General features: G+C 66.1%; 21 protein-coding genes. 17 read left to right on the top strand and 4 right to left on the bottom strand.

The annotated features are described in order from the left end of the window. Window positions 1-148: 148 nt before the first annotated feature. The 10 genes from M5E06_RS16935 (at window position 149) to M5E06_RS16890 (ending at window position 9077) form a co-directional block, all read left to right on the top strand. Entirely contained in the window at window positions 149-1186 is a 1038-nt protein-coding gene (locus M5E06_RS16935; RefSeq protein WP_252139168.1) for a cupin domain-containing protein, read from the top strand. 21 nt (window positions 1187-1207) lie between these two features. Then, a complete protein-coding gene (locus M5E06_RS16930; RefSeq protein WP_252139167.1) occupies window positions 1208-1918 on the top strand; it encodes a fumarylacetoacetate hydrolase family protein in 711 nt (236 codons plus the stop codon). A gap of 39 nt (window positions 1919-1957) precedes the next feature. After that, window positions 1958-3151, top strand: coding sequence for a 3-hydroxybenzoate 6-monooxygenase (locus M5E06_RS16925; protein WP_252139166.1), 1194 nt, complete (start codon window positions 1958-1960; stop codon window positions 3149-3151). 13 nt (window positions 3152-3164) lie between these two features. Continuing rightward, window positions 3165-3818, top strand: coding sequence for a maleylacetoacetate isomerase (maiA, locus tag M5E06_RS16920; RefSeq protein ID WP_353654337.1), 654 nt, complete (start codon window positions 3165-3167; stop codon window positions 3816-3818). 51 nt (window positions 3819-3869) lie between these two features. Further along, a complete protein-coding gene (locus M5E06_RS16915; RefSeq protein ID WP_252139165.1) occupies window positions 3870-5054 on the top strand; it encodes an ABC transporter substrate-binding protein in 1185 nt (394 codons plus the stop codon). 104 nt (window positions 5055-5158) lie between these two features. Then, window positions 5159-6016, top strand: coding sequence for a branched-chain amino acid ABC transporter permease (locus M5E06_RS16910; RefSeq protein ID WP_149199835.1), 858 nt, complete (start codon window positions 5159-5161; stop codon window positions 6014-6016). A gap of 11 nt (window positions 6017-6027) precedes the next feature. Beyond that, on the top strand, window positions 6028-7023 hold the full coding sequence (locus M5E06_RS16905; RefSeq protein ID WP_252139164.1) for a branched-chain amino acid ABC transporter permease: 996 nt from the start codon (window positions 6028-6030) through the stop codon (window positions 7021-7023). After that, window positions 7023-7775, top strand: coding sequence for an ABC transporter ATP-binding protein (locus M5E06_RS16900; protein WP_252139163.1), 753 nt, complete (start codon window positions 7023-7025; stop codon window positions 7773-7775). Before M5E06_RS16905 ends, M5E06_RS16900 begins: the two co-directional genes overlap by 1 nt. Further along, complete coding sequence (locus M5E06_RS16895; protein ID WP_252139162.1) at window positions 7768-8475, top strand: ABC transporter ATP-binding protein; 708 nt, start codon at window positions 7768-7770, stop codon at window positions 8473-8475. Before M5E06_RS16900 ends, M5E06_RS16895 begins: the two co-directional genes overlap by 8 nt. 17 nt (window positions 8476-8492) lie before the next feature. Next, complete coding sequence (locus tag M5E06_RS16890; RefSeq protein WP_252139161.1) at window positions 8493-9077, top strand: hemerythrin domain-containing protein; 585 nt, start codon at window positions 8493-8495, stop codon at window positions 9075-9077. A 159-nt stretch (window positions 9078-9236) separates the two neighbouring features. On the opposite strand, the gene M5E06_RS16885 is transcribed toward M5E06_RS16890, so the two are convergent. The 3 genes from M5E06_RS16885 to M5E06_RS16875 form a co-directional block, all read right to left on the bottom strand. Further along, window positions 9237-9617 carry a MucR family transcriptional regulator gene (locus M5E06_RS16885; protein WP_286208825.1) on the bottom strand — a complete coding sequence of 127 codons (381 nt, stop codon included), beginning with the start codon at window positions 9615-9617 and terminating at the stop codon, window positions 9237-9239. A 721-nt stretch (window positions 9618-10338) separates the two neighbouring features. After that, the gene (locus M5E06_RS16880) at window positions 10339-10602 is read right to left on the bottom strand and encodes a LysR substrate-binding domain-containing protein (protein ID WP_252139159.1); all 264 of its coding nucleotides are present in this window, start codon (window positions 10600-10602) and stop codon (window positions 10339-10341) included. 627 nt (window positions 10603-11229) lie between these two features. Further along, window positions 11230-11589: a hypothetical protein gene (locus M5E06_RS16875; RefSeq protein WP_252139158.1), complete on the bottom strand. Its 360-nt coding sequence runs from the start codon at window positions 11587-11589 to the stop codon at window positions 11230-11232. 203 nt (window positions 11590-11792) lie between these two features. Between M5E06_RS16875 and M5E06_RS16870 the strand changes: the two genes are divergently transcribed. The 6 genes from M5E06_RS16870 (at window position 11793) to M5E06_RS16845 (ending at window position 17703) form a co-directional block, all read left to right on the top strand. Continuing rightward, the gene (locus M5E06_RS16870) at window positions 11793-12521 is read left to right on the top strand and encodes an RNA polymerase sigma factor (protein ID WP_252139157.1); all 729 of its coding nucleotides are present in this window, start codon (window positions 11793-11795) and stop codon (window positions 12519-12521) included. A 43-nt stretch (window positions 12522-12564) separates the two neighbouring features. Further along, window positions 12565-12978 (top strand): DUF5602 domain-containing protein, encoded by a 414-nt coding sequence (locus tag M5E06_RS16865; protein ID WP_252139156.1) that lies wholly within the window; start codon window positions 12565-12567, stop codon window positions 12976-12978. A gap of 2 nt (window positions 12979-12980) precedes the next feature. Next, entirely contained in the window at window positions 12981-13493 is a 513-nt protein-coding gene (locus tag M5E06_RS16860; protein ID WP_252139155.1) for a plastocyanin/azurin family copper-binding protein, read from the top strand. A gap of 264 nt (window positions 13494-13757) precedes the next feature. Next, entirely contained in the window at window positions 13758-14798 is a 1041-nt protein-coding gene (locus M5E06_RS16855) for a putative 2-aminoethylphosphonate ABC transporter substrate-binding protein (protein WP_252139154.1), read from the top strand. An 86-nt stretch (window positions 14799-14884) separates the two neighbouring features. Next, window positions 14885-15970, top strand: coding sequence for a putative 2-aminoethylphosphonate ABC transporter ATP-binding protein (locus M5E06_RS16850; RefSeq protein ID WP_252139153.1), 1086 nt, complete (start codon window positions 14885-14887; stop codon window positions 15968-15970). Further along, window positions 15967-17703, top strand: a complete 1737-nt coding sequence (locus M5E06_RS16845) for a putative 2-aminoethylphosphonate ABC transporter permease subunit (RefSeq protein ID WP_252139152.1) — start codon at window positions 15967-15969, stop codon at window positions 17701-17703. The genes M5E06_RS16850 and M5E06_RS16845 overlap by 4 nt, the downstream gene beginning before the upstream one ends. On the opposite strand, the gene M5E06_RS16840 is transcribed toward M5E06_RS16845, so the two are convergent. Continuing rightward, complete coding sequence (locus tag M5E06_RS16840; RefSeq protein ID WP_252139151.1) at window positions 17621-18589, bottom strand: LysR substrate-binding domain-containing protein; 969 nt, start codon at window positions 18587-18589, stop codon at window positions 17621-17623. The two genes, M5E06_RS16845 and M5E06_RS16840, sit on opposite strands and share 83 nt — an antisense overlap. Before the next feature lie 102 nt (window positions 18590-18691). On the opposite strand from M5E06_RS16840, the gene M5E06_RS16835 reads away from it, so the two are divergent. Continuing rightward, a complete protein-coding gene (locus tag M5E06_RS16835) occupies window positions 18692-19810 on the top strand; it encodes a 2-aminoethylphosphonate--pyruvate transaminase (RefSeq protein ID WP_252139150.1) in 1119 nt (372 codons plus the stop codon). Window positions 19811-19829 lie beyond the last annotated feature (19 nt).

Genomic DNA, 19829 nt, shown 5'->3' with positions numbered 1-19829 from the left:
TTCATGCCCTTATAGTTTCATTTGATATTTTCCCGTTTTGAAATTTCCAGATTCCGAACATCCACCCGCCGCTTGACGAAGCCGGCGAACGGCGCCCTGCACCCAAACTTTGCCAGAACCGGCTGTCGCCGGAATCGGAGGACTGTCCATGCTTGAACTCGGTCGTCTCGAAGACCTGCCGGAGGACTACCGTGCCGCCCTCACCGCGCAGAATCTGGTGCCGTTGTGGCCCAGCCTGCGGGCCGTCCTGCCGCCCGGCAAGCCGGCGCGGCGGACCCAGCCGATCGCCTGGACGTATCGGGACCTGCGCCCGCTGCTGCTCCGCGCCGGTGACCTGACGCCGATGGAAAAGGCGGAACGGCGCGTGCTGGTGATGGCCAATCCCGGGCATGGCCTGGAAAAGATGCAGGCGACGTCGACGATTTATCTCGGCATGCAACTACTCCTGCCCGGCGAATGGGCACCGGCCCACCGGCATACGCCGAACGCCGTGCGCATGATCGTCGAAGGCGAAGGCGCCTACACCACGGTGGACGGCGAGAAATGCCCGATGAGCCGCGGCGACCTGATCCTGACCCCGACCGGCCTGTGGCACGAGCATGGCCATGACGGCGACAAGCCGGTGGTCTGGCTCGACGTGCTGGACCTGCCGATGGTCTATTACATGGAAGCTTCCTATGTCACCGAAGGCAACGCCCAGTCGGTAAATGGCGAGACGGCCGAACGCGCCTACCAGCGCGGCGGCGTGGTTCCGTCGCCCGTCTTCAACCGGGCTGGAAAGCCCTTCCCGATGCTGCGCTACCCCTGGGCCGACGTTCGCAAGGCGCTGCTGGTCCTGGCGGAGAGCCAGCCCGGCATCGATGCGGTACAGGTCGCCTACGTCAACCCGGAGACCGGTGCCGACTGCCAGAAACTTCTCGGTTTCTCGGTGTTGATGCTGCGTCCGGGCGAGCGGCTCGACCTGCCGGTCCGATCCACCGCCATGGTCTTCCACCTGATCGAGGGCGCCGCCGACGTCACACTGGACGGCAACCACCTCGCCCTGAACGAGGCCGACACCTGCTGCGTGCCCGGCTACGAACCGGTGAACCTGCGCAATCCGTCCGCCGAGCAACCCGCCTTCCTCTTCATCGCCGACGACGCGCCGCTTCAGAAGAAGCTGGGCCTCTACGAAGTCCGCACTTAAGTCAAAGAAATGAGACGAGACATGTCTGACGCCAAATACCTTTGGACGCCCGCGCCGGTCGCCTCGTTGCCGGTGCGGGGCAGCGACGCGCGTTTCCCAGTGAAGCGGATCTTCTGCGTCGGCCGCAACTATCACGCCCACGCCATCGAAATGAACCGTCCGGTTGACAAGGCGTCGTCCAAACCCTTCTACTTCCTGAAGGACCCGTCGACGCTGGTGCCGTCCGGCACGACCGTCCCGTACCCGGCCGGAACCACCAACTACCAGTATGAGATGGAGCTGGCCGTCGCCATCGGCGCGGAGGGCTTCCGTGTCACCGAATCCGACGCTGGACGCCTGATCTACGGCTATTGCGCCGGGCTCGACATGACCCGCCGCGATCTGCAGCTGGTGGCCCGCGACCAGGGACGGCCATGGGATCTGGGGAAGAACTTCGAGAACTCCACGGTGTGCGGGGCGATCGTTCCGCAGGGCGATCTCGGCGTTCTGAAGACCGGCGCGATCAGCCTTCAGGTTAATGGCGAGCAGAAGCAGAGTGCCGACCTCAGTCAGCTGATCTGGGATATCCCCGAGCTGCTGGCCGATCTTTCGCACTATTACCACCTGCAGCCCGGCGACCTGATCCTTACCGGAACACCGGAGGGGGTCGGTCCGGTCAAACCCGGTGACCGCCTCATTGGCCATGTCGAGAAGGTCGGCGACATCGCCCTCACCATCGGCGATGCCGAATAACGCCCCGACATCCCACCGTTTCGAAAATCCGAGGAAGAGATGACTGAAGAACTTCCCGTGCTGGTCGCCGGCGGCGGTATCGGCGGCCTTGCGGCGGCACTTGCCCTGGTGCGCCGCAGCTTCAAGGTCCAGGTGTTCGAGCAGGCCCCCGAGATCGGCGAGATCGGCGCCGGCATCCAGCTCGGCCCGAACGCCTTCCATGCCTTCGATGCGCTGGGTGTCGGCGACAAGGCTCGCAGCCGTGCCGTCTTCACCGACTACATGGTGATGCACGACGCCATCGACGAATACCAAGTCGGCAAGGTCCCGACCGGTGAGGCGTTCCGCCAGCGCTTCGGCAACCCTTATGCCGTCATCCACCGGGTCGACGTGCATCTGTCGCTGCTGGAGGGCGCGCAGGAGACAGGCCGGGTCGAGTTCCGCACCAACACCCGGATCGAACGCATCGAGCAGGACGACACCAGCGTCACCGTTTATGACCAGAACGGCAACGCCTACAGGGGCGTGGCCCTGATCGGCGCGGACGGCGTGCGGTCTGTGGTGCGCCAGCAGTATGTGAACGACCCGCCGCGCGTCACCGGCCATGTCGTCTACCGCGCAGTGATCGACAAGTCGGAGTTCCCCGACGAGCTGAAGTGGAACGCGGCCAGCATCTGGGTCGGTCCCAACTGCCATCTGGTGCATTACCCGTTGCGTGGCGGCGAGCAGTACAACGTCGTCGTCACCTTCCACAGCCGCAACAAGGAGGAGTGGGGCGTCACCGAGGGCAGCCCGGAGGAAGTCCGCAGCTATTTTCAGGACATCTGTCCGAAGGCCCGCCAGCTGATCGACCTGCCAAAGCAGTGGAAGCGCTGGGCCACCGCCGACCGCGAGCCGATCCCGCAATGGACCTTCGGCCGAGTCACGCTGCTGGGCGACGCCGCCCACCCGACGACGCAGTACATGGCCCAGGGCGCCTGCATGGCGCTGGAGGATGCGGTGACGCTGGGCGAGGCTCTGCGGGTCACCGGCAACGACTGGCTCAAGGCGCTGGATCTGTACCAGCGGTCGCGCATCACCCGCACTGCGCGGATCGTGCTCTCCGGCCGCGAGATGGGGAGAATCTACCACGCCAAGGGCGTCGAGCGTCTGGTCCGCAACTCGCTGTGGAAGGGCCGTCCGACCGAGCGCTTCTACGATGCGATGGAATGGCTGTACGGCTGGAACGTCGGCAATTGCCTGGCCCAGGGCTGAAGGGTCCAAGGCTATGATGCAGCTCTACAACTTCTTTCGCAGCGGAACGTCGCATCGCCTGCGCATCGCGTTGAACCTGAAGGGGCACGACGTCGAGTATGTCGCAGTCGACCTGCGCACCGAAGAGCATAGCGGCACCGCTTTCCGGGCGATCAACCCGCAGGGGCTGGTGCCGGTGTTGGCCGTCGATGGAGAAAAGGGCGCCAACGCGCTGACCCAATCCCCGGCGATCATTGAATGGCTGGAGGAGCGCTACCCGACACCGCCCCTGCTTCCCGCCGATCCTGATGCGCGGGCGCGGGTGCGGGAGCTGGCCGCCCTGGTCGGCTGCGACATCCACCCGTTGAACAACCGCCGCGTCCTTGAATATCTGCGCAAGTCGCTGGGCTGTGGCGAGGCGGCGGTGCTCGCCTGGTGCGCCACCTGGATCGACGCCGGCTTCCAGGCGCTGGAGACGATGCTCGCCACCGACACGCGGCGGGGCGCCTTCTGCTTCGGCGACGCGCCCACGATCGCCGACGTCTATCTGGTCCCGCAGATCGAGAGCGCGCGGCGGTTCAACGTCGACCTGACGCCCTACCCCACACTGGTGGCGATCGACCGCGCCTGCGCCACGCTTGATGCCTTCCGCCGCGCCGCACCTGCGAACCAACCCGACGCAGCCTGACCGTCACACCGAACCGCCACACAAGACCGAATAGAAAAAAGGGAGGGAAGAATGCAACCGAGGACGTCCATCGCGTGGGTGACCGCCGCGCTCGCCGCCTATGCCCTGTCGCTCGCCGCCCACAGTGCCCAGGCCGCGGATCCGCTGAAGGTTGGGCTGGTCCTGCCGATGTCCGGGCCCTTCGCCTCCTACGGCAAGCAGATCGAGCATGGCGCCCGCCTCTACCTCCAGCAGTCCGGCGGAACCATCGCCGGCCGCCCGGTGGAACTGATCGTCAAGGACGACACCGGCGTCGCTCCGGAAATCAGCAAGCGCGCGGCGCAGGAGCTGGTGGTCAAGGACAAGGTTGACGTGCTGGGCGGCTTCGGCCTGACGCCGTCGGCCTTTGCCGCCGCGCCGATCGCCACCGAGGCGAAGAAGCCGATGATCGTGATGAACGCGGCCGCGTCGGCGATCACCACCAAATCCAACTACGTCCTGCGCGTCTCGCACACGCTGCCGCAGCTGACCGCCCCCATCGCCGACTGGGCGGTGAAGAACGGCATCCGCAAGGTCTATACGCTGGTCGCCGATTTCGGCCCCGGCCACGATGCAGAGGCGCAGTTCAAGAAGACCTTCACCGCCGGCGGCGGCGAGGTCGTCGGCGAGGTGCGCACCCCGGTGAAGAACCCGGACTTCGCGCCCTTCCTGCAGAAGATCAAGGACATCAAGCCGGACGCGGTGTTCCTGTTCGTGCCGCCCGGCGAGCAGACGGTCGCCTTCATGAAGGGCTTCGTCGAGCGCGACCTTGCCAAGGCCGGCATCCGCATCGTGGCCACCGGCGACCTGACGGAGGAGGACATCCTCGACGCCGTCGGCGACAACGCACTGGGGCTGATCACCTCGCTGCAATATTCGGAAGTCCACAACTCGCCGGAGAACGCCGCCTACACCCGCGCCTATTACGCCGCCTATCCGAAGGACCGCCCCAACTACATGTCGGTGAGCGGGTTCGACGGCATGCAGCTGATCGCCCGCACGTTGGAGAAGACCGGTGGCGACGTCACCGCCGACAAATTCATGGCGGCCGCCCGCGGCATGAGCTGGACCAGTCCGCGCGGCTCCATCGCCATCGATCCGGATACCCGCGACATTGTCCAGACCATCTACATCCGCAAGGTCGAGCGGGTCGACGGCAAGCTTCAGAACGTCGAGTTCGACGCCGTCGCCAACGTCCGCGATCCGGGCAAGCCTTAACCGCGCGCCGCGGCCCCGGGTGCCCCCGCCCGGGACCGCAACCTTCCGCTTTTCATCGCGTCCTTTTGTACCGCCCTTTCGCACCGTCGACAAAGGAGCTTGCCATGACCGTCCTCTTCGACGGTGTCGCCTCGGGGATGTTGCTGTTTCTCATCAGCGTCGGTCTGTCGGTCACGCTGGGACTGATGAATTTCGTCAATCTGGCACATGGCGCCTTCGCCATGGTCGGCGGCTATCTGTGCGTCCTGCTGCTGAACCGTGTCGGCGTGCCGTTCCTGGCCGCGCTGCCGCTGGCTGCCGGCCTGACCGCCCTGGTCGGGGTGGTGCTGGAACGCACGTTGTACCGCCGGCTGTACACGGCAACCCATCTCGATCAGGTGCTGTTCTCGATCGGTCTGGTCTTCATGTCGATCGCGGCGGCCCAGTTCCTCTTCGGTGCACAGCAGCAACCCCTGACCCTGCCGGATTTCCTGCGCGGCCAGATCAGCCTGCCGGGACTGGACATGGGCGCCTACCGCCTGTTTCTGATCCTGCTCAGCCTGGTGATCGCCTTTGGCCTGCAGCGGCTGGTCGGCGGCACCCGGTTCGGGGCGGAGCTGCGGGCATCGGTCGACAACCCGCGGGCGGCGCGCGGCGTCGGCATCAATGTCGAGCGCGTCTTCACCCTGACCTTCGCCCTGGGAACGGCGCTGGCTGGGCTGGGTGGCGCGCTGGGCGTCGAGATGCTCGGCCTCGATCCCGGCTTTCCGGTCAAATACATCGTCTATTTCCTGATCGTCGTCGCCGTCGGCGGCAGCGGCAACATCACCGGGTCGCTGGTCGCCTCGCTCATTCTCGGCGTGCTCGACGTCGCCGGAAAATACTACGTCCCGCAGATCGGCGCCTTCGTCATCTACGCCGTCATGGTGGTGATGCTGATCTTCCGCCCGCAAGGGTTGTTCGGGCGCCGCGCGGCGCGCTAGAGGACAAGAGCATGAGTCTCGCAACCTTCGATCTTACCCCGCTCCGCCGCGCCGACCGCTGGCATCCGGCGGAACTGGCCTTCTGGCTGCTGCCGGTCGCCGCCTATCTGGTCTTTCCCGACAATCTGGTCCTGCTGACCCAGATCGCCATCACCGCGCTGTTCTGCCTGTCGCTGGACCTGATCCTCGGCTATGCCGGCATCGTTTCGCTCGGCCACGCCGCCTTCTTCGGGTTTGGCGCCTACGCGGCCGGGCTGCTGGCCGCCAACGGCATCGGCGATCCGCTGGCCGGTCTGGCGGTGGCCGCACTGGCGAGCGCCGCACTCGGCTTCGTCACCAGCTTCCTGGTGCTGCGCGGTTCCGACCTGACCCGGCTGATGGTGACGCTGGGCATCGCAATGATGCTGTACGAGGTCGCCAACAAGCTGACCGACCTCACCGGCGGGGTCGACGGGCTGCAGGGCATCGAGATGACACCGCTGCTCGGCCGGTTCACTTTCGACCTTTACGGCAAGACCGCCTATTGGTACGCGGTCGCCGTCCTGTTCGTGCTGTTCTGGGCGGCACGCAAGCTGGTGCACAGCCCGTTCGGACTGAGCCTGAAGGGCATCCGCCTGAACGTCGCGCGCATGCCGGCCATCGGGGCGCCGGTCAACGCCCGGCTGTCCGCCATCTACACCATCGGCGCCGCCTATGCCGGGATCGCCGGGGCGCTGCTGGCCCAGACGACGCAGTTCGTCGCCTTGGACGTCCTGTCCTTCAACCGGTCGGCCGAGCTGATGCTGATCCTGGTTCTCGGCGGGTCGGGATCGCTCTACGGCGCGGTGATCGGGACCATCGTCTTCATGTCGGCCCACCATGTGCTGTCCGACATGAACCCGGAATACTGGCAGTTCTGGCTGGGCGCCCTTCTGGTGGTGGTCGTTCTCTTCGCGCGGGACGGGGTGATGGGTGGCTTGCGCCGGCTGAGCCATGCGGCCGGCGGCCTCCGGAAGGGAGTACAGTGATGGATTACGCTCTGCAGACACGCAATCTCGCCAAGAATTTCGGCGGCTTCACCGCCACCAACAATGTCAGCCTGACTGTCGAGGCCGGCGCGCGCCACGCGCTGATCGGCCCGAACGGCGCCGGCAAGACCACGCTTATCAACCTGCTCACCGGCTTTCTGGAGCCGACGGCCGGCCATGTCATTCTTCAGGGCGAGGATGTGACACGGCTGGGCCAGCACCAGCGGGTCAAGCGCGGTCTGGCGCGGACCTTCCAGATCAACCGTCTGTTCGCCGACCTGACCGTACTGGAATCGGTGACCATGGCGGTCAACGAGCGGCTGGGGCTGGGTGCCCGCTTCTGGAAGCCGGTCGGCGCCCATGGCCAGGCGGTGGAGGAGGCGGTGGCATTGCTGGACAGCCTGCGCCTGCTCGACGTCGCCCACGAGAAGACGCGCAGCCTCGCCTACGGCAAGCAGCGGCTGATCGAAATTGCGCTGGCGCTGGCGATGAAGCCGCGCGTCCTGCTGCTGGACGAGCCGGCGGCCGGCGTGCCGACCACCGAAAGCCGTGAGCTGTTCGAGTCCATCGCCGCCCTGCCGCGCGACGTGACCATCCTGCTGATCGAGCACGACATGGACCTCGTGTTCCGCTTCGCCGACCGCATCTCGGTCCTGGTCGGCGGCGCGCTGCTGACCCACGGCACGCCCGAGGTGATCGCCAACGATCCGAAGGTCCGCGAAGTCTATCTGGGGGAGGCGATCTGTGCCTGAGCTTCTGACGCTGGAGAATGTCTGGGCCGGCTATGGCGACGCCGTGGTGCTGGAGGACATCTCCCTGACGCTGGGGGAAGGCGACAGCCTGTCCCTGCTTGGCCGCAACGGCATGGGCAAGACGACGCTGCTCTCCACCCTGATGGGGGCGGCCCGGCACCGGTCCGGATCGATGCGCTTGGCCGGCCGTGACCTGACCCGGGTTCCGGCCCACGCCCGCGCCCATAGCGGGCTCGGCTGGGTGCCGCAGGAACGCGACATCTTTCCCTCCCTGACGGTGGAGGAGAACCTGACCGTTGTGGCGACCCACGGACCCTGGACCCTGCAGCGGGTCTACGAAATGTTCCCCCGCCTGAAGGAGCGCCGCGGCAACATGGGCAACCAGTTGTCAGGCGGCGAGCAACAGATGCTGGCGATGGGCCGCGCGCTGATGCTGAACCCCAAAATTCTGCTGCTGGACGAGCCGATGGAAGGGCTGGCGCCGCTGATCGTGCAGGAGTTGATGACGATCATCCAGCGCCTGACCGAGGACAGCGGCATGGCGATCATCCTGGTCGAGCAGCACGCCCGCCAGATCCTGCCGCTGACCCGTCAGGCGCTGGTGCTGGAACGCGGCAAGGCCGTCTACAGCGGCGACAGCGAAACTCTGCTCAACGACCGTGCGCTGCTGGACGGCTGGCTCGGCGTCGTGGCGCACTGACCGACAGGAAGACCGTCATGAAAGCGATTGACATCATCCACGCCGAACACCGTGCGCTCGGCGCCGTGCTCCAGGCGTTCGGCTTCATCCTCGACGAGGTGCGTGACGGCCGGCTGAAGCCCGATTTTGCCCTGCTGGAGGCGATGATCGAATACATCACCGAGGTCCCCGACAAGCTGCACCACCCCAAGGAGGACGACGTCCTGTTCGTCGTCCTGCGGGCGCGCATTCCGCAGGCGGGCGCGTTGATCGACAAGCTCCAGCACGACCATGCCGAGGGCAACCGGCACATCGCGGAACTGCGCGACACGTTGCGCCGCTACCGGGAGGAGGGACCGGACGGCTTCCGGACGTTCGAGGGGACGGCCCGCGCCTATATTGCCAACAGCTGGGGCCATGTCGGGCTGGAGGAGCGCGAGCTTCTGCCGCTGGCCCGCATGGGATTGAGTGAGGGGGAATGGGCCAACATCGACGCCGCATTTGAAGCCAACAAGGATCCCTGGTCCGGCCCGACCGGGGAGTTCCGCTCGCTGTTCACCCGCATCGTGTCGATGGTTCCCGCTCCCCACGGCCTTGGGCCGTCTGCAGGCTCCGACACATAAAATCGGGAAATTGGGTTTCGGCCGGCGGCAGCGTCATGGCAGGAGAGGGCAAGCCGGTGAGTGCTGCCTCCAGGACATGGAGCAGCACAAAGCCCGGCGCCTATCCCTCGGCCCTTACGGCGGTGTTCGGGGATGCCGTCGAGCACCGCACCTCAATATTCAAGAACAACCGTTTGGAGCAAGATCACCGGGTCGTGTCCCACGCCCTGTCAGCGTTTCCGGTGCCACCGACGCGGGCGTCTGGGCGCGACGGCCGAGTTCCATACCCTTAGCCATTTTGGATCGAGCCGCCGCGTAGGCGGGGGCTGCCATCGGGTACTCCTGCGGCAGCCGCCATTTCCCCCTGTATTGGTCGGGCGAGAGATCGTGCTCGTGACCTAAGTGACGCTTCAGCATGCTGTTGCGCTTACCGCATTCCAGGCAGAAAATCGCCTCTGGGGTTACCGACCGACGGAACGGAACCGCTGGCAGCAGCCGTTCTTCCTCCGTCAGCACCCGCTGTCCAGCCTGCGACAGCGCGGTGTGAACGGGCCGGCTCAAGTCAGGGTGGAGAGAGGAGGGCGCCGGTTATCCACGTAGAGAGGGCACGGTTATTTTTGTCGTCAAGGAGATGATTTTTACCGGGTCCATACTATCAATCATTGAATTCGCTCCATTGATCCCAGAGCATCAGGCGATAGCACAGATCCTTGAGCATCGATTCAAGTCATCTGCGACTTCTACTTAATCACCGATCTATATCATAGCTCTACTAACACGCTAAGGGTGTTTATCAAAGAATGATAGTATAAATCCGTGAATTATTTGTAGAAAAGCATGTCATGGAGTGACTGTAATTCTGTTTACATGCGAGGGCTCTTCAACGATGACCGTTTACCGTCCACCAAGTCCGGCCTTTGATCCGTTCGCCCGTCCTGATGGGAGCTGCCTCGGCCGCCGTCCAGAGGAGGAGGACGAACCACCTGAGCCTGCCAAAACAACCGGCCGCGGAACCCCGCCCACAGGTCCAGCCGAGCCAATGAAATCTGGACGGCCTGAAAGCGGATGATCGCTTGGGTCTAAAGGCCACCAGAACGACGGGAATCGAGCGGATGGCCGAGCCCCTCGTCGCTTTCATCGAGATCGCCTTCGTCTCAGTCTTCGCACGGCGCCTTGAGCGGCTGGCTCGCCAGGCCATCAGCGCATGACGTCTACAAACACGCTCTTATCCTCGTGCCCGCCGCCCGCAGCGGTCACGTTTACGCCTGAAAAGTTTTGCCGGCTAAGCGATCGGCAATTTTGCTCTCGACGTGATGAGCCCGTCGATGCTCTTCAGGAAGACCTGCAGGATGGGCGAAGGATTGTCCGCTCGATAACCTGCGGCGATCTCGATCACAGGCGCGTTGCCGGTAAGCGGCCGGCTGACCAGCGAGCGCGGCAGCAAGGGTTCCACATGGGCAGGCAGCAGCGTGACCCCACCGGTGGACGCCACCAGCGAGATCCGGGTGGCGATGCCGTCCAGCGCGTGGACCGGCGACACGACCACGCCACGCTCACTTACGGTCTGCTGGTTTCGTTATTCTTCTTCGCTCGCTCCTTCTTCGCTTGATCGTGATGCCACTTGATGGCGAAGAACATGCCCGTGCCTAACACGATAATCTTGAATGGAAAGAAGACTAAGGGGAACCAATCATACATTTTGAACATCTCCAAGTTATGACACTATCTGTCGTCGGGGAACCTGACGGTAGTCAGGTCGAGCACGAGTCTTTGTCTGCGGAAGGGGCCGCAAACGGCTGGGTTGGCGCGGTCGTACCGAAACGGGCTTCCTCGGCCTTGTAGAAGTACTCGCCGGCCACCAGCCAACCCTTCAACGGCCGCAAGTGCGGAATGCAGGTCAGCAACAGGATCGGCGCATGAATGGTCCAGACCACAGACCTTGCAGTGGGACCGCAGCTTCAAAACGCCACTGACTAGATGACCCTGGCTGCAGCGTGGGCAGTGACCACGCAGGCCGGCGCCGAGAGGGGGACGAGGCGGCGACTCCTGTTCGGATGACATCGCGTGTTCCTTCGGGAGGCAATGGCGAGCAATGCCTACATGCAATGCGCGATCGTATGCTCCGATGATGCCTGCAATGTCAACCAAAATGCATGCAATGTGCCGGCGGATTTCATACAATCATGGAAGACATGGCAGGTGCTTCGGCCAGAAGGTCGGCCACTTGCCGCAATGCCTCGCGCAGACCCTGGCGGTCCTTCGGACCGCCGAGCGCGACACGGACAGCCTTCAGCGGCATTGACACGGCAAAGGCATCGTCTGCAGTCACGGTTGTATCCGCCCTTGATTCATCAAGAGTTGCCGGTGCCAGATCACTCCACCACCGCCCGCCGCGCCCGAACGGTGATGTTGCCGTCAGCACGGGGCTGAAGCTGTGCGGACCGGGCGAGGCGAAGAGAACGTGCAGCTGTCTGGCGGCCAGGGCTCCGGTCGCGGCGGTCGCCTTCAGTAGGGTTCGGCGGTCCAGCGGCATGGTAAGGGGCCTCCAGTCGGCGGTGAGAGGCTGAGGCCCAACAATCATTGTGCGGCGTGGCCGCCCGTCCAGAAGGGGCGCCGGGCATCCGTCATCGCCTCACCTCCACACCCACCGCGCCTACGGAGAAATGATTACTCCTTCTGCGCGGGAACCTGATCCCCATATCCAGCATCGAAGCCGCGAACACGAGGAGCGAAGGCATGGACCAGGCACGGCGGATCGGACAGGGCGCAGCGGTTTCCGACGCGGATCTCACCGGGCGCATCCGGTTGGGAGATGCCGCCGCCTTTCGCATCCTGATGCAGCGGCACAACCAGACGCTCTTCCGCATGGCGCGCAGCGTGCTGCGCGACTCCACCGAGGCCGAGGACGCGGTGCAGGACGCCTGGATCCTCGCCTTCACCCACATCCACCAGTTCCGCGACGCCTCCAGCCTGTCCACCTGGCTGGGCCGCATCGTCCTCAACGAGGCGCTGCGGCGGCTGCGGCAGAGACGACCCATGATCGGATTGGACGGAGAGGACGGACCTGACGGTGCGCTCCCCGGCGCCAAGGTGATCCCCTTCCCGGGCGCCCAGCCGCCCCCCACGACCCCTGAGGAGGACGCCGCCCGAGCCGAGACGCGGCGTCTGCTCGAGCGCGCCATCGACGCGCTGCCGGATGCGTTCCGTACGGTCTTCATGCTGCGCGAAATTGAGCAAATGAGCGTCGAGGAGACGGCGGCTTGCCTCGGCATCCCGCCGGACACTGTCAAGACGCGCCTGCATCGGGCGCGCGGCCTGCTCGGCCAAAGCCTGCGGCGGGAACTCTCACCCGATCTCGGCGGCGTGTTCCCGTTCGCCGGCGAGCGCTGCGCCCGCATCGCCGAACGGGTTCTCGTCCGGCTCGGCCACAGCCTACGGCGGGACCCGCCGCCCGACCCGGACTGACCCGTGGTCCACGATCGGACCGAACCACCCAAGGGAGGACATCATGTTGATTCGCACCGTCCTGATCGCCAGTGCGCTCGCCCTGGCCGCCGTCCCCGTGCAGGCGGAGAGCGTGGAGAAGGCACCGCCTGGGGGCGCTTACAAGAAGGTTAGTGAATTGGTGAAGCTGCCCGACTTCCTGCCGGGCATGGGCACGCTCTACGTCGACCCGAAGACGCTTCCGGCCGGCCCCTTCCTGGCCTACGACCACGACGGCCGGCTCGCCAGCACGATCTACATGATCCCGGTCGAGGACATACAGGGCCAGAAGAAGTTCGACAACCTGAAGGCCGCCGGCGGGACCGTCGATCACGTCGACATGTACTACAACGCGGGCCATCCCGGCGTGGAGAAGCCGCACTACCACGTCGTCCTCTGGCACGTGTCCAAGGCCGACGAGGCACGCGTGGCGAAGTAGCCATGATGCTGGTGCGACGCACGCTGCTGCGGGCCGGCGGCTGGGCCGCCGGCCTCGCGCTGGTCGGGCTGCCGGTCACGACGCCCGCGGCATCGGTGGTGGAGATCCGCATGCGCGGCAACGCCGACGGCTCCAAGGTGTGGTTCGATCCGATCGGCGTGTTGGTGGAACCCGGGCAGACGCTGCGCTGGATCAACACGGATCCCGGCAATTCGCACACCAGCACGGCCTACCACCCGGCAAACGAAGGACACCCGCTGCGCATTCCCAAAGGAGCCGCGCCGTGGAACTCGGACTACCTGCTGCCGGAGCAGAGTTTCGAGCTGAGCCTCACCGCGCCGGGTGTCTACGACTATTTCTGCGTCCCGCACGAGGAGGCCGGCATGGTCGGCCGCATCGTCGTCGGGCGGCCACGAGGGAGCGTCTCCAACGCGACGCTGCCGGAGCCGGCGCGCCGTCTGGTCCCCGCGCCGGAGGAGATCATCCGCTGCAAGACCGTCCGCATTACCCCATGAGAAACGCCACGGGGAGGACACGATGAAGACTGGTTCCGTTGCAAAGCTTGACGGTGGTCGCGGAGGTCCGGCCGCCTTTGCAACGCGATCGCCGGTGAGGCGAAGATATTCCCACCTCGGAGTCACCAAAGCTTAACGGGAGTGAACGGGCGCTTGGGCGTAGAGAGGCTTCCTGTAACGGGGCGGCGGGCAACTGCCGCTCCCGCGGCAAACACGCCACTCCAGGACGTCTCTAAACTCCGCCCATTCGACCACGGGAGCTCCATGATGATCCGCCGCACCACTCTGCTTGGGACTTGTGCGCTTGCGCTGCTGGCCGCCGTCGCGTCCGCCGCTGAAGCCGGGGCAGCCACCCGCCTGTCCGTCTACACCGCTCTGGAGAATGAACAGCTCGCCCCTTACAAGAAGGCATTCGAGGCCGACAACCCCGGCATCGAGATCGAATGGGTGCGCGATTCCACCGGCGTCGTCACCGCCAAGCTGCTGGCCGAGAAGGACAATCCCAAGGCCGATGTGGTGTGGGGCCTCGCCGCCTCCAGCCTGATGATCCTGGATGCCCAGGGCATGCTGATGCCCTACCAGCCCAAGGGGGCCGAGGCGCTCAAGCCGAGCTTCCGCGACGCCAAGACCCCGCCGGCCTGGGTCGGCATGGATGCCTGGATGGCGGCGATCTGCTTCAACACGGTCGAGGCCGAGAAGAAGAAGCTGCCGAAGCCGACCTCCTGGGCCGACCTGCTGAAGCCGGAATACAAGGGCCAGATCGTCATGCCGAACCCGGCCTCCTCGGGCACCGGCTTCCTGGCTGTGTCCGGCTGGCTGCAGACCATGGGGGCGGACAAGGGCTGGTCCTACATGGACAAGCTGAACGACAACGTCGCGCTCTACACCCATTCGGGCTCCAAGCCCTGCAAGATGGCGGCGGCCGGCGAATATCCCATCGGCATCTCGATCGAATACACCGGCGCCCAGCAAAAGACCAAGGGTGCGCCGATCGACGTGATCCTGGCCTCCGAAGGCGTGGGCTGGGAGATGGAGGCGACGGCCATCGTCAAGGGCACCCAAAAGGCCGAGGCCGCCAAGGCGCTCGCCGACTGGGCGGCGAGCCGCAAGGCGAACGAGGAATATGTGAACTTCTATCAGGTCACCGCCCATCCCGGCGTGACCAAGGAGACGCCGAATTATCCGAAGAACGCGGAGGCGGCGATGATCAAGACCAACGACTTCGCCTGGGCCGCCGCCAACCGCGACCGCATCCTGGCGGATTGGGAAAAGCGCTACGGCGCCAAATCCGAACCGAAGAGCTGAGGCCAGGGAAAAACCTGGTCGAGCCGACGGGCGGGTGCCGCGGGCGCCCGCCCGTTCTTTCCGTTTTCCGCCGGGACAGTCCGCCAATGACCGCCGAGCCCTATCTCCGCCTGGACTCCATCGTCAAAAATTTCGGGACCTTCACCGCGTTGAAGGGCGTGTCGCTCGACATCCGGCGCGGCGAGTTCATCTGCTTCCTCGGGCCGTCCGGCTGTGGCAAGACCACGCTTTTGCGGGTGATCGCCGGGCTCGACCCGCAGAGCGGCGGAGCGGTGTGGCTGGGCGACCGCGACGTGTCGCGCCTGCCGCCGTCGGCGCGCGATTACGGCATCGTCTTCCAGTCCTATGCGCTATTCCCGAACCTGACCGTGCACAGGAACGTCGCCTATGGCCTGAAGCTCGGCCGGGCCGCCGAACGGGCGCGGGTGGAGGGGTTGCTGGCGCTGGTCGGCCTGCCCGACGCCGGACCGAAATATCCAGCGCAGCTTTCCGGCGGCCAGCAGCAGCGGGTGGCGCTGGCCCGCGCGCTGGCGCCTTCCCCCGGCCTGCTTCTGCTGGACGAGCCGTTGTCGGCCTTGGACGCGCGGGTGCGGCTGCATCTGCGGCGCCAGATCCGCGAGCTGCACCGCCGGCTGGGCATCACCACGATCATGGTCACCCACGACCAGGAGGAGGCGCTGACCATGGCCGACCGCATCGTGGTGATGAACAACGGCGTGATCGAACAGGTCGGCGCGCCCGACGAGGTCTATCGCCGGCCAGCCAGCCCCTTCGTCGCCGATTTCGTCGGAGCGATGAACTTCCTGCCGGGCGTGCTGGAGGCGCCGGGACGGGTGCGGCTGGGTGACCATGGTTTCGAGTGCGGCTTCGAGTGCGATGGCGACGATCTGGCGTCTACAGCCCCCGGTGCCGCCGTGACCGTCTGCCTGCGGCCGGAGGACGTGCAGGTGCGCGCGGCCGGCGGCGCCAACACACTGGAGGCGGTGATCGAAAGCCTGGAATTCCTCGGCCCCTTCCACCGTGCCCGGCTGGCCGCCGACGGGTTGGGCGAGGCCCGCGTCACCGCCGACCTGTCGGCCAATCTGGTGCGCGACCTGTCGCTGGAGTCAGGCCGCCGGCTGGCGGTGACCCTGCCGCGCGAGCGGCTGCGCGTGTTCGAGGCCGTGCGATGAGCCTCGTCAAAGCTGAGACGGCAAAGCCGGCCTTCTTCACCGTTCGCCAATTCGGCCGCCAATCCGGCCGGCCGGTGGAGCCGGGCGAACGTTGGCTTTTCGGGCTGGGAATGGGTGGAATCGCGCTGTTCCTGGCGCTGTTCGTCCTGCTGCCGCTGTGTACGGTTTTCCTGCGCAGCGTCTATGACCGCGACGGCGCTTTCGTCGGCCTCGCCAACTTCGCCGCCTTCCTGGAGGCGCCGACGCTGGTGCGGTCGGTGGTCAACACCCTGACGCTTTCGCTGCTGACCACAGTCATCACGGTGGCGCTGGCCTTCCTCTACGCCTTCTGCCTCACCCGCACCCATATGGCGGGCAAGGGGCTGTTCCGGCTGCTGGCGCAGATCCCGCTGCTGGCGCCGTCGCTGCTGCCGGCCATCGCACTTGTCTATCTGTTCGGCAACAAGGGCATCCTGCGCGGCCTGCTGATGGGCGAGAGCATCTATGGCCCCATCGGCATCGTGATGGGCGAGGTCTTCTACACCTTCCCGCATGCGGTGATGATCCTGACCGTTGCGCTGTCGACCTCCGACGCCCGGCTCTACGAGGCGGCGGAGGCGCTGGGCGCCGGCGCCTGGAAGCGCTTCGCCACCATCACCCTGCCCGGCGTGCGCTATGGCCTGATCTCCGCGATCTTCGTGGTGTTCACGCTGGTGGTCACCGATTTCGGCGTGCCCAAAGTGATCGGCGGCTCCACCAACATGCTGGCGACCGACGTCTATAAGCAGGTGGTGGGCCTGCAGAATTTCGGCATGGGGGCGGTGGTCGGCATCGTCCTGCTTCTGCCGGCGGTGCTGGCCTTTATCGCCGACTGGTTTGGCCAGCGCCGGCAGATGGCTCTGCTGTCCGCCCGCTCGGTGCCGTTCCAGCCGCGGGTGAGCCCGGTCGGCGACCGGCTGGCGTTGCTGTTCTGCACGCTGATCGGCGGCCTGCTGCTGGGCCTGCTCGGTGTGGCGGGCTTCGCCTCCATCGTCACCTTCTGGCCCTATAACCTGACGCCGACGCTGGCGAACTACGACTTCGCCCAGTTCGACGCGGCAGGCTGGAGCAGCTACGCCAACAGTCTGACCCTGGCCTTCTGGACCGCGCTGGCCGGCACCGCCATCGTCTTCACCGGCGCCTGGCTGGTGGAGCGGGCACCGGGACGCGCGGCGATGAAGGGGACGGTCCGGCTGATGGCGATCCTGCCGCTGGCGGTGCCTGGCATGGTCCTGGGGCTGGCCTACATCTTCTTCTTCAACGCGCCGTGGAACCCGCTGGGCTGGCTCTATCACGGCATGGCGATCCTGGTGCTGGCGACGGTGGCGCATTTCTACACCGTCAGCCACCTGACCGCCGTCACCGCCCTGAAGCAGCTGGATGCCGAATTCGAAGCGGTGTCGGCCAGTCTGAAGGTGCCGGTGTGGTCAACCTTCCTGCGGGTCACGGTGCCTTTGTGCCTGCCGGCCATCCTCGACATCGCCATCTACTTCTTCGTCAATGCGATGACCACGGTGTCTGCGGTGGTCTTCCTCTATTCCCCGGAAACCAAGCCGGCCTCGGTCGCCGTGCTGAACATGGACGACGCCGGCGAGGTGGCGGGGGCCGCCGCCATGGCGATGATGATCGTGCTCACCTCCGCCGCGGTGCGGGCGCTGCATGCCCTGCTGTCGCGGGCGTTGCAGGCGCGGACCCAGGCATGGCGGCGCCACTGAGCCCGCCGGCCTCGGCCGCGACCTCCCGCGCCAGATCAAGAAACGCCCGCACCACCGCCAGCCGGCGGCGTTCGCGCAGGCAGACCACATATTCGTCCATCTCGACCTCGGCTCCGGCGATCGGCAGCAGGACCAGCCGGCCGTCTCCGGTGAATTCGGCGGCGGAGGTGAAGCCGATGCCAAGCCCAGCCGCCACCGCCTCCACCACCGCCTCGCGGCTTTGAATCTCGATGACGGCGGCGGGCGTGACCTCCGCCGCCGCCAGCGCCCGCTCGATCAGCCGGCGGGTCATCGATCCCGGTTCCCGCAGCACCAGCCGCTCCGTCGCCAAGTCGGTCAGCGCCACCGCCCGGCGCCGTGCCAGCGGATGCGCCTTCGGCACCAGCGCCCGCACCGGATCGCGCCGCAGGGGCAGCACATAAAGCCGCGAATCCCCCGGCACGTCGGCCAACACCGCCACGTCGATGCGCGTTTCCATCAACCCTTCCAGCATGCTGCGGGAATTGCCGACCGCCAGCGTCACCGTCGGCCCCGGATGGGAACGGGTGAAGCGGGCGATCAGCGGCACCGCATGGAACGGCCCGTCCGCTCCCACCGCCAGCGTGCCGCCATCCAGATGCCGCACCCCAGCCAGCAATTCCATCGCCTCCTGCTCCGCCGCGAACAGGCGGCGGGTGACGGCGAACAGCGCGGTGCCGACCTCGGTCAGCGCCACCTGACGGTTGCTGCGGTCGAACAGGGTGACGCCATAGGTCTCCTCCAGCGCCTTCACCTCCTGCGAACAGGTCGGCTGCGTCACGTTCAGCAGGCGTGCTGCCTTGGTGAATCCCCCCTCCGTCGCCACCGCGTGGAAGGCGCGAAGCTGGGCGAAGTTCATTGATTTCATCTATGGACCCATAGGTCGAATGGATTGGCTTTATAATAGGCGAACCGGCGTCATGGGGCCATTCCGACAGTTCGGGTTCACTTCTCCTTTGGGATTTTCCCTATGCCTGACCCTGTGCCCTATCTGCTAACCCCCGGCCCTCTAACCACCTCCGCCACCGTCAAGCAGGCGATGCTGCGCGACTGGGGCTCGCGGGACAGCCGCTTCATCGGCCTCAACGCCGCTATCCGCGACCGGCTGGTGCGTCTGGCCGGCAGCAGTGCCGACAGCCATGTCGCGGTGCCCGTTCAGGGTTCCGGCACCTTCGCAGTCGAGGCGATGATTGGCACGCTGGTGCCGCGCGCCGGCCGGCTGCTGGTGCTGGTCAACGGCGCCTATGGCACCCGCATGGTCCGCATCGCCGAAGTGGCCGGCCGATCCGTCACCACGCTGGAAACGGCGGAGGACCTGCCGGTGTCGCCCGCCGCGCTGGCCGAGGCGCTGGATGCCGATCCGGCGATCACCCATGTCGCCATCGTCCACTGCGAAACCACCTCCGGCATCCTCAACTCGATCGAGGCGGTGGCCGAAGTCACCCGGTCCCGCGGCCGCGCCCTGCTGATCGACGCCATGAGCGCTTTCGGCGCGCTTCCCCTGGACATGACGGCGCTGGGCGCCGTCGCGGTCGCCGCATCCTCCAACAAATGCCTGGAGGGGGTGCCGGGCATGGGCTTCGTCATCGCCCGCCGCGACGCGCTGGAGGCGGCCAAGGGCAATGCCCATTCCCTGTCGCTCGACCTGCACGACCAGTGGCGCGGCTTCGAGGCGAACGCGCAGTGGCGCTTCACCCCGCCCACCCATGTGGTCGCCGCCTTCGCCCAGGCGCTGGACGAGCATGAGGCGGAAGGCGGCATCGAGGGGCGTGGCGCCCGCTACCGCGCCAACGCCGCCATCCTGATCGAGGGCATGCGGGCACTGGGATTCGAAACCCTTCTGCCGGACCACCTGCAGGCGCCGATCATCGTCACCTTCCGCATGCCGGCCGATCCGGCCTTCGTCTTCGCCGACTTCTACGACCGGCTGCGCGAGCGCGGCTTCGTCATCTATCCCGGCAAGCTGACGGTGGCCGACAGCTTCCGCATCGGCTGCATCGGCCGGCTGGGGGCGGAAGAGATGACCGCCGCCCTCGCCGCCATCCGCACCACCCTGTCGGAGATGGGCGTCGCTTCCGGCACCCCCTGACCGCTCCTTCCGTTCGAAA

It is taken from the genome of Azospirillum sp. A1-3, from assembly GCF_023806445.1.
Classification (GTDB): domain Bacteria; phylum Pseudomonadota; class Alphaproteobacteria; order Azospirillales; family Azospirillaceae; genus Azospirillum.
Note: the sequence above shows the minus strand (reverse complement) of the source record. Positions and strands in the feature narration are given on the sequence as shown.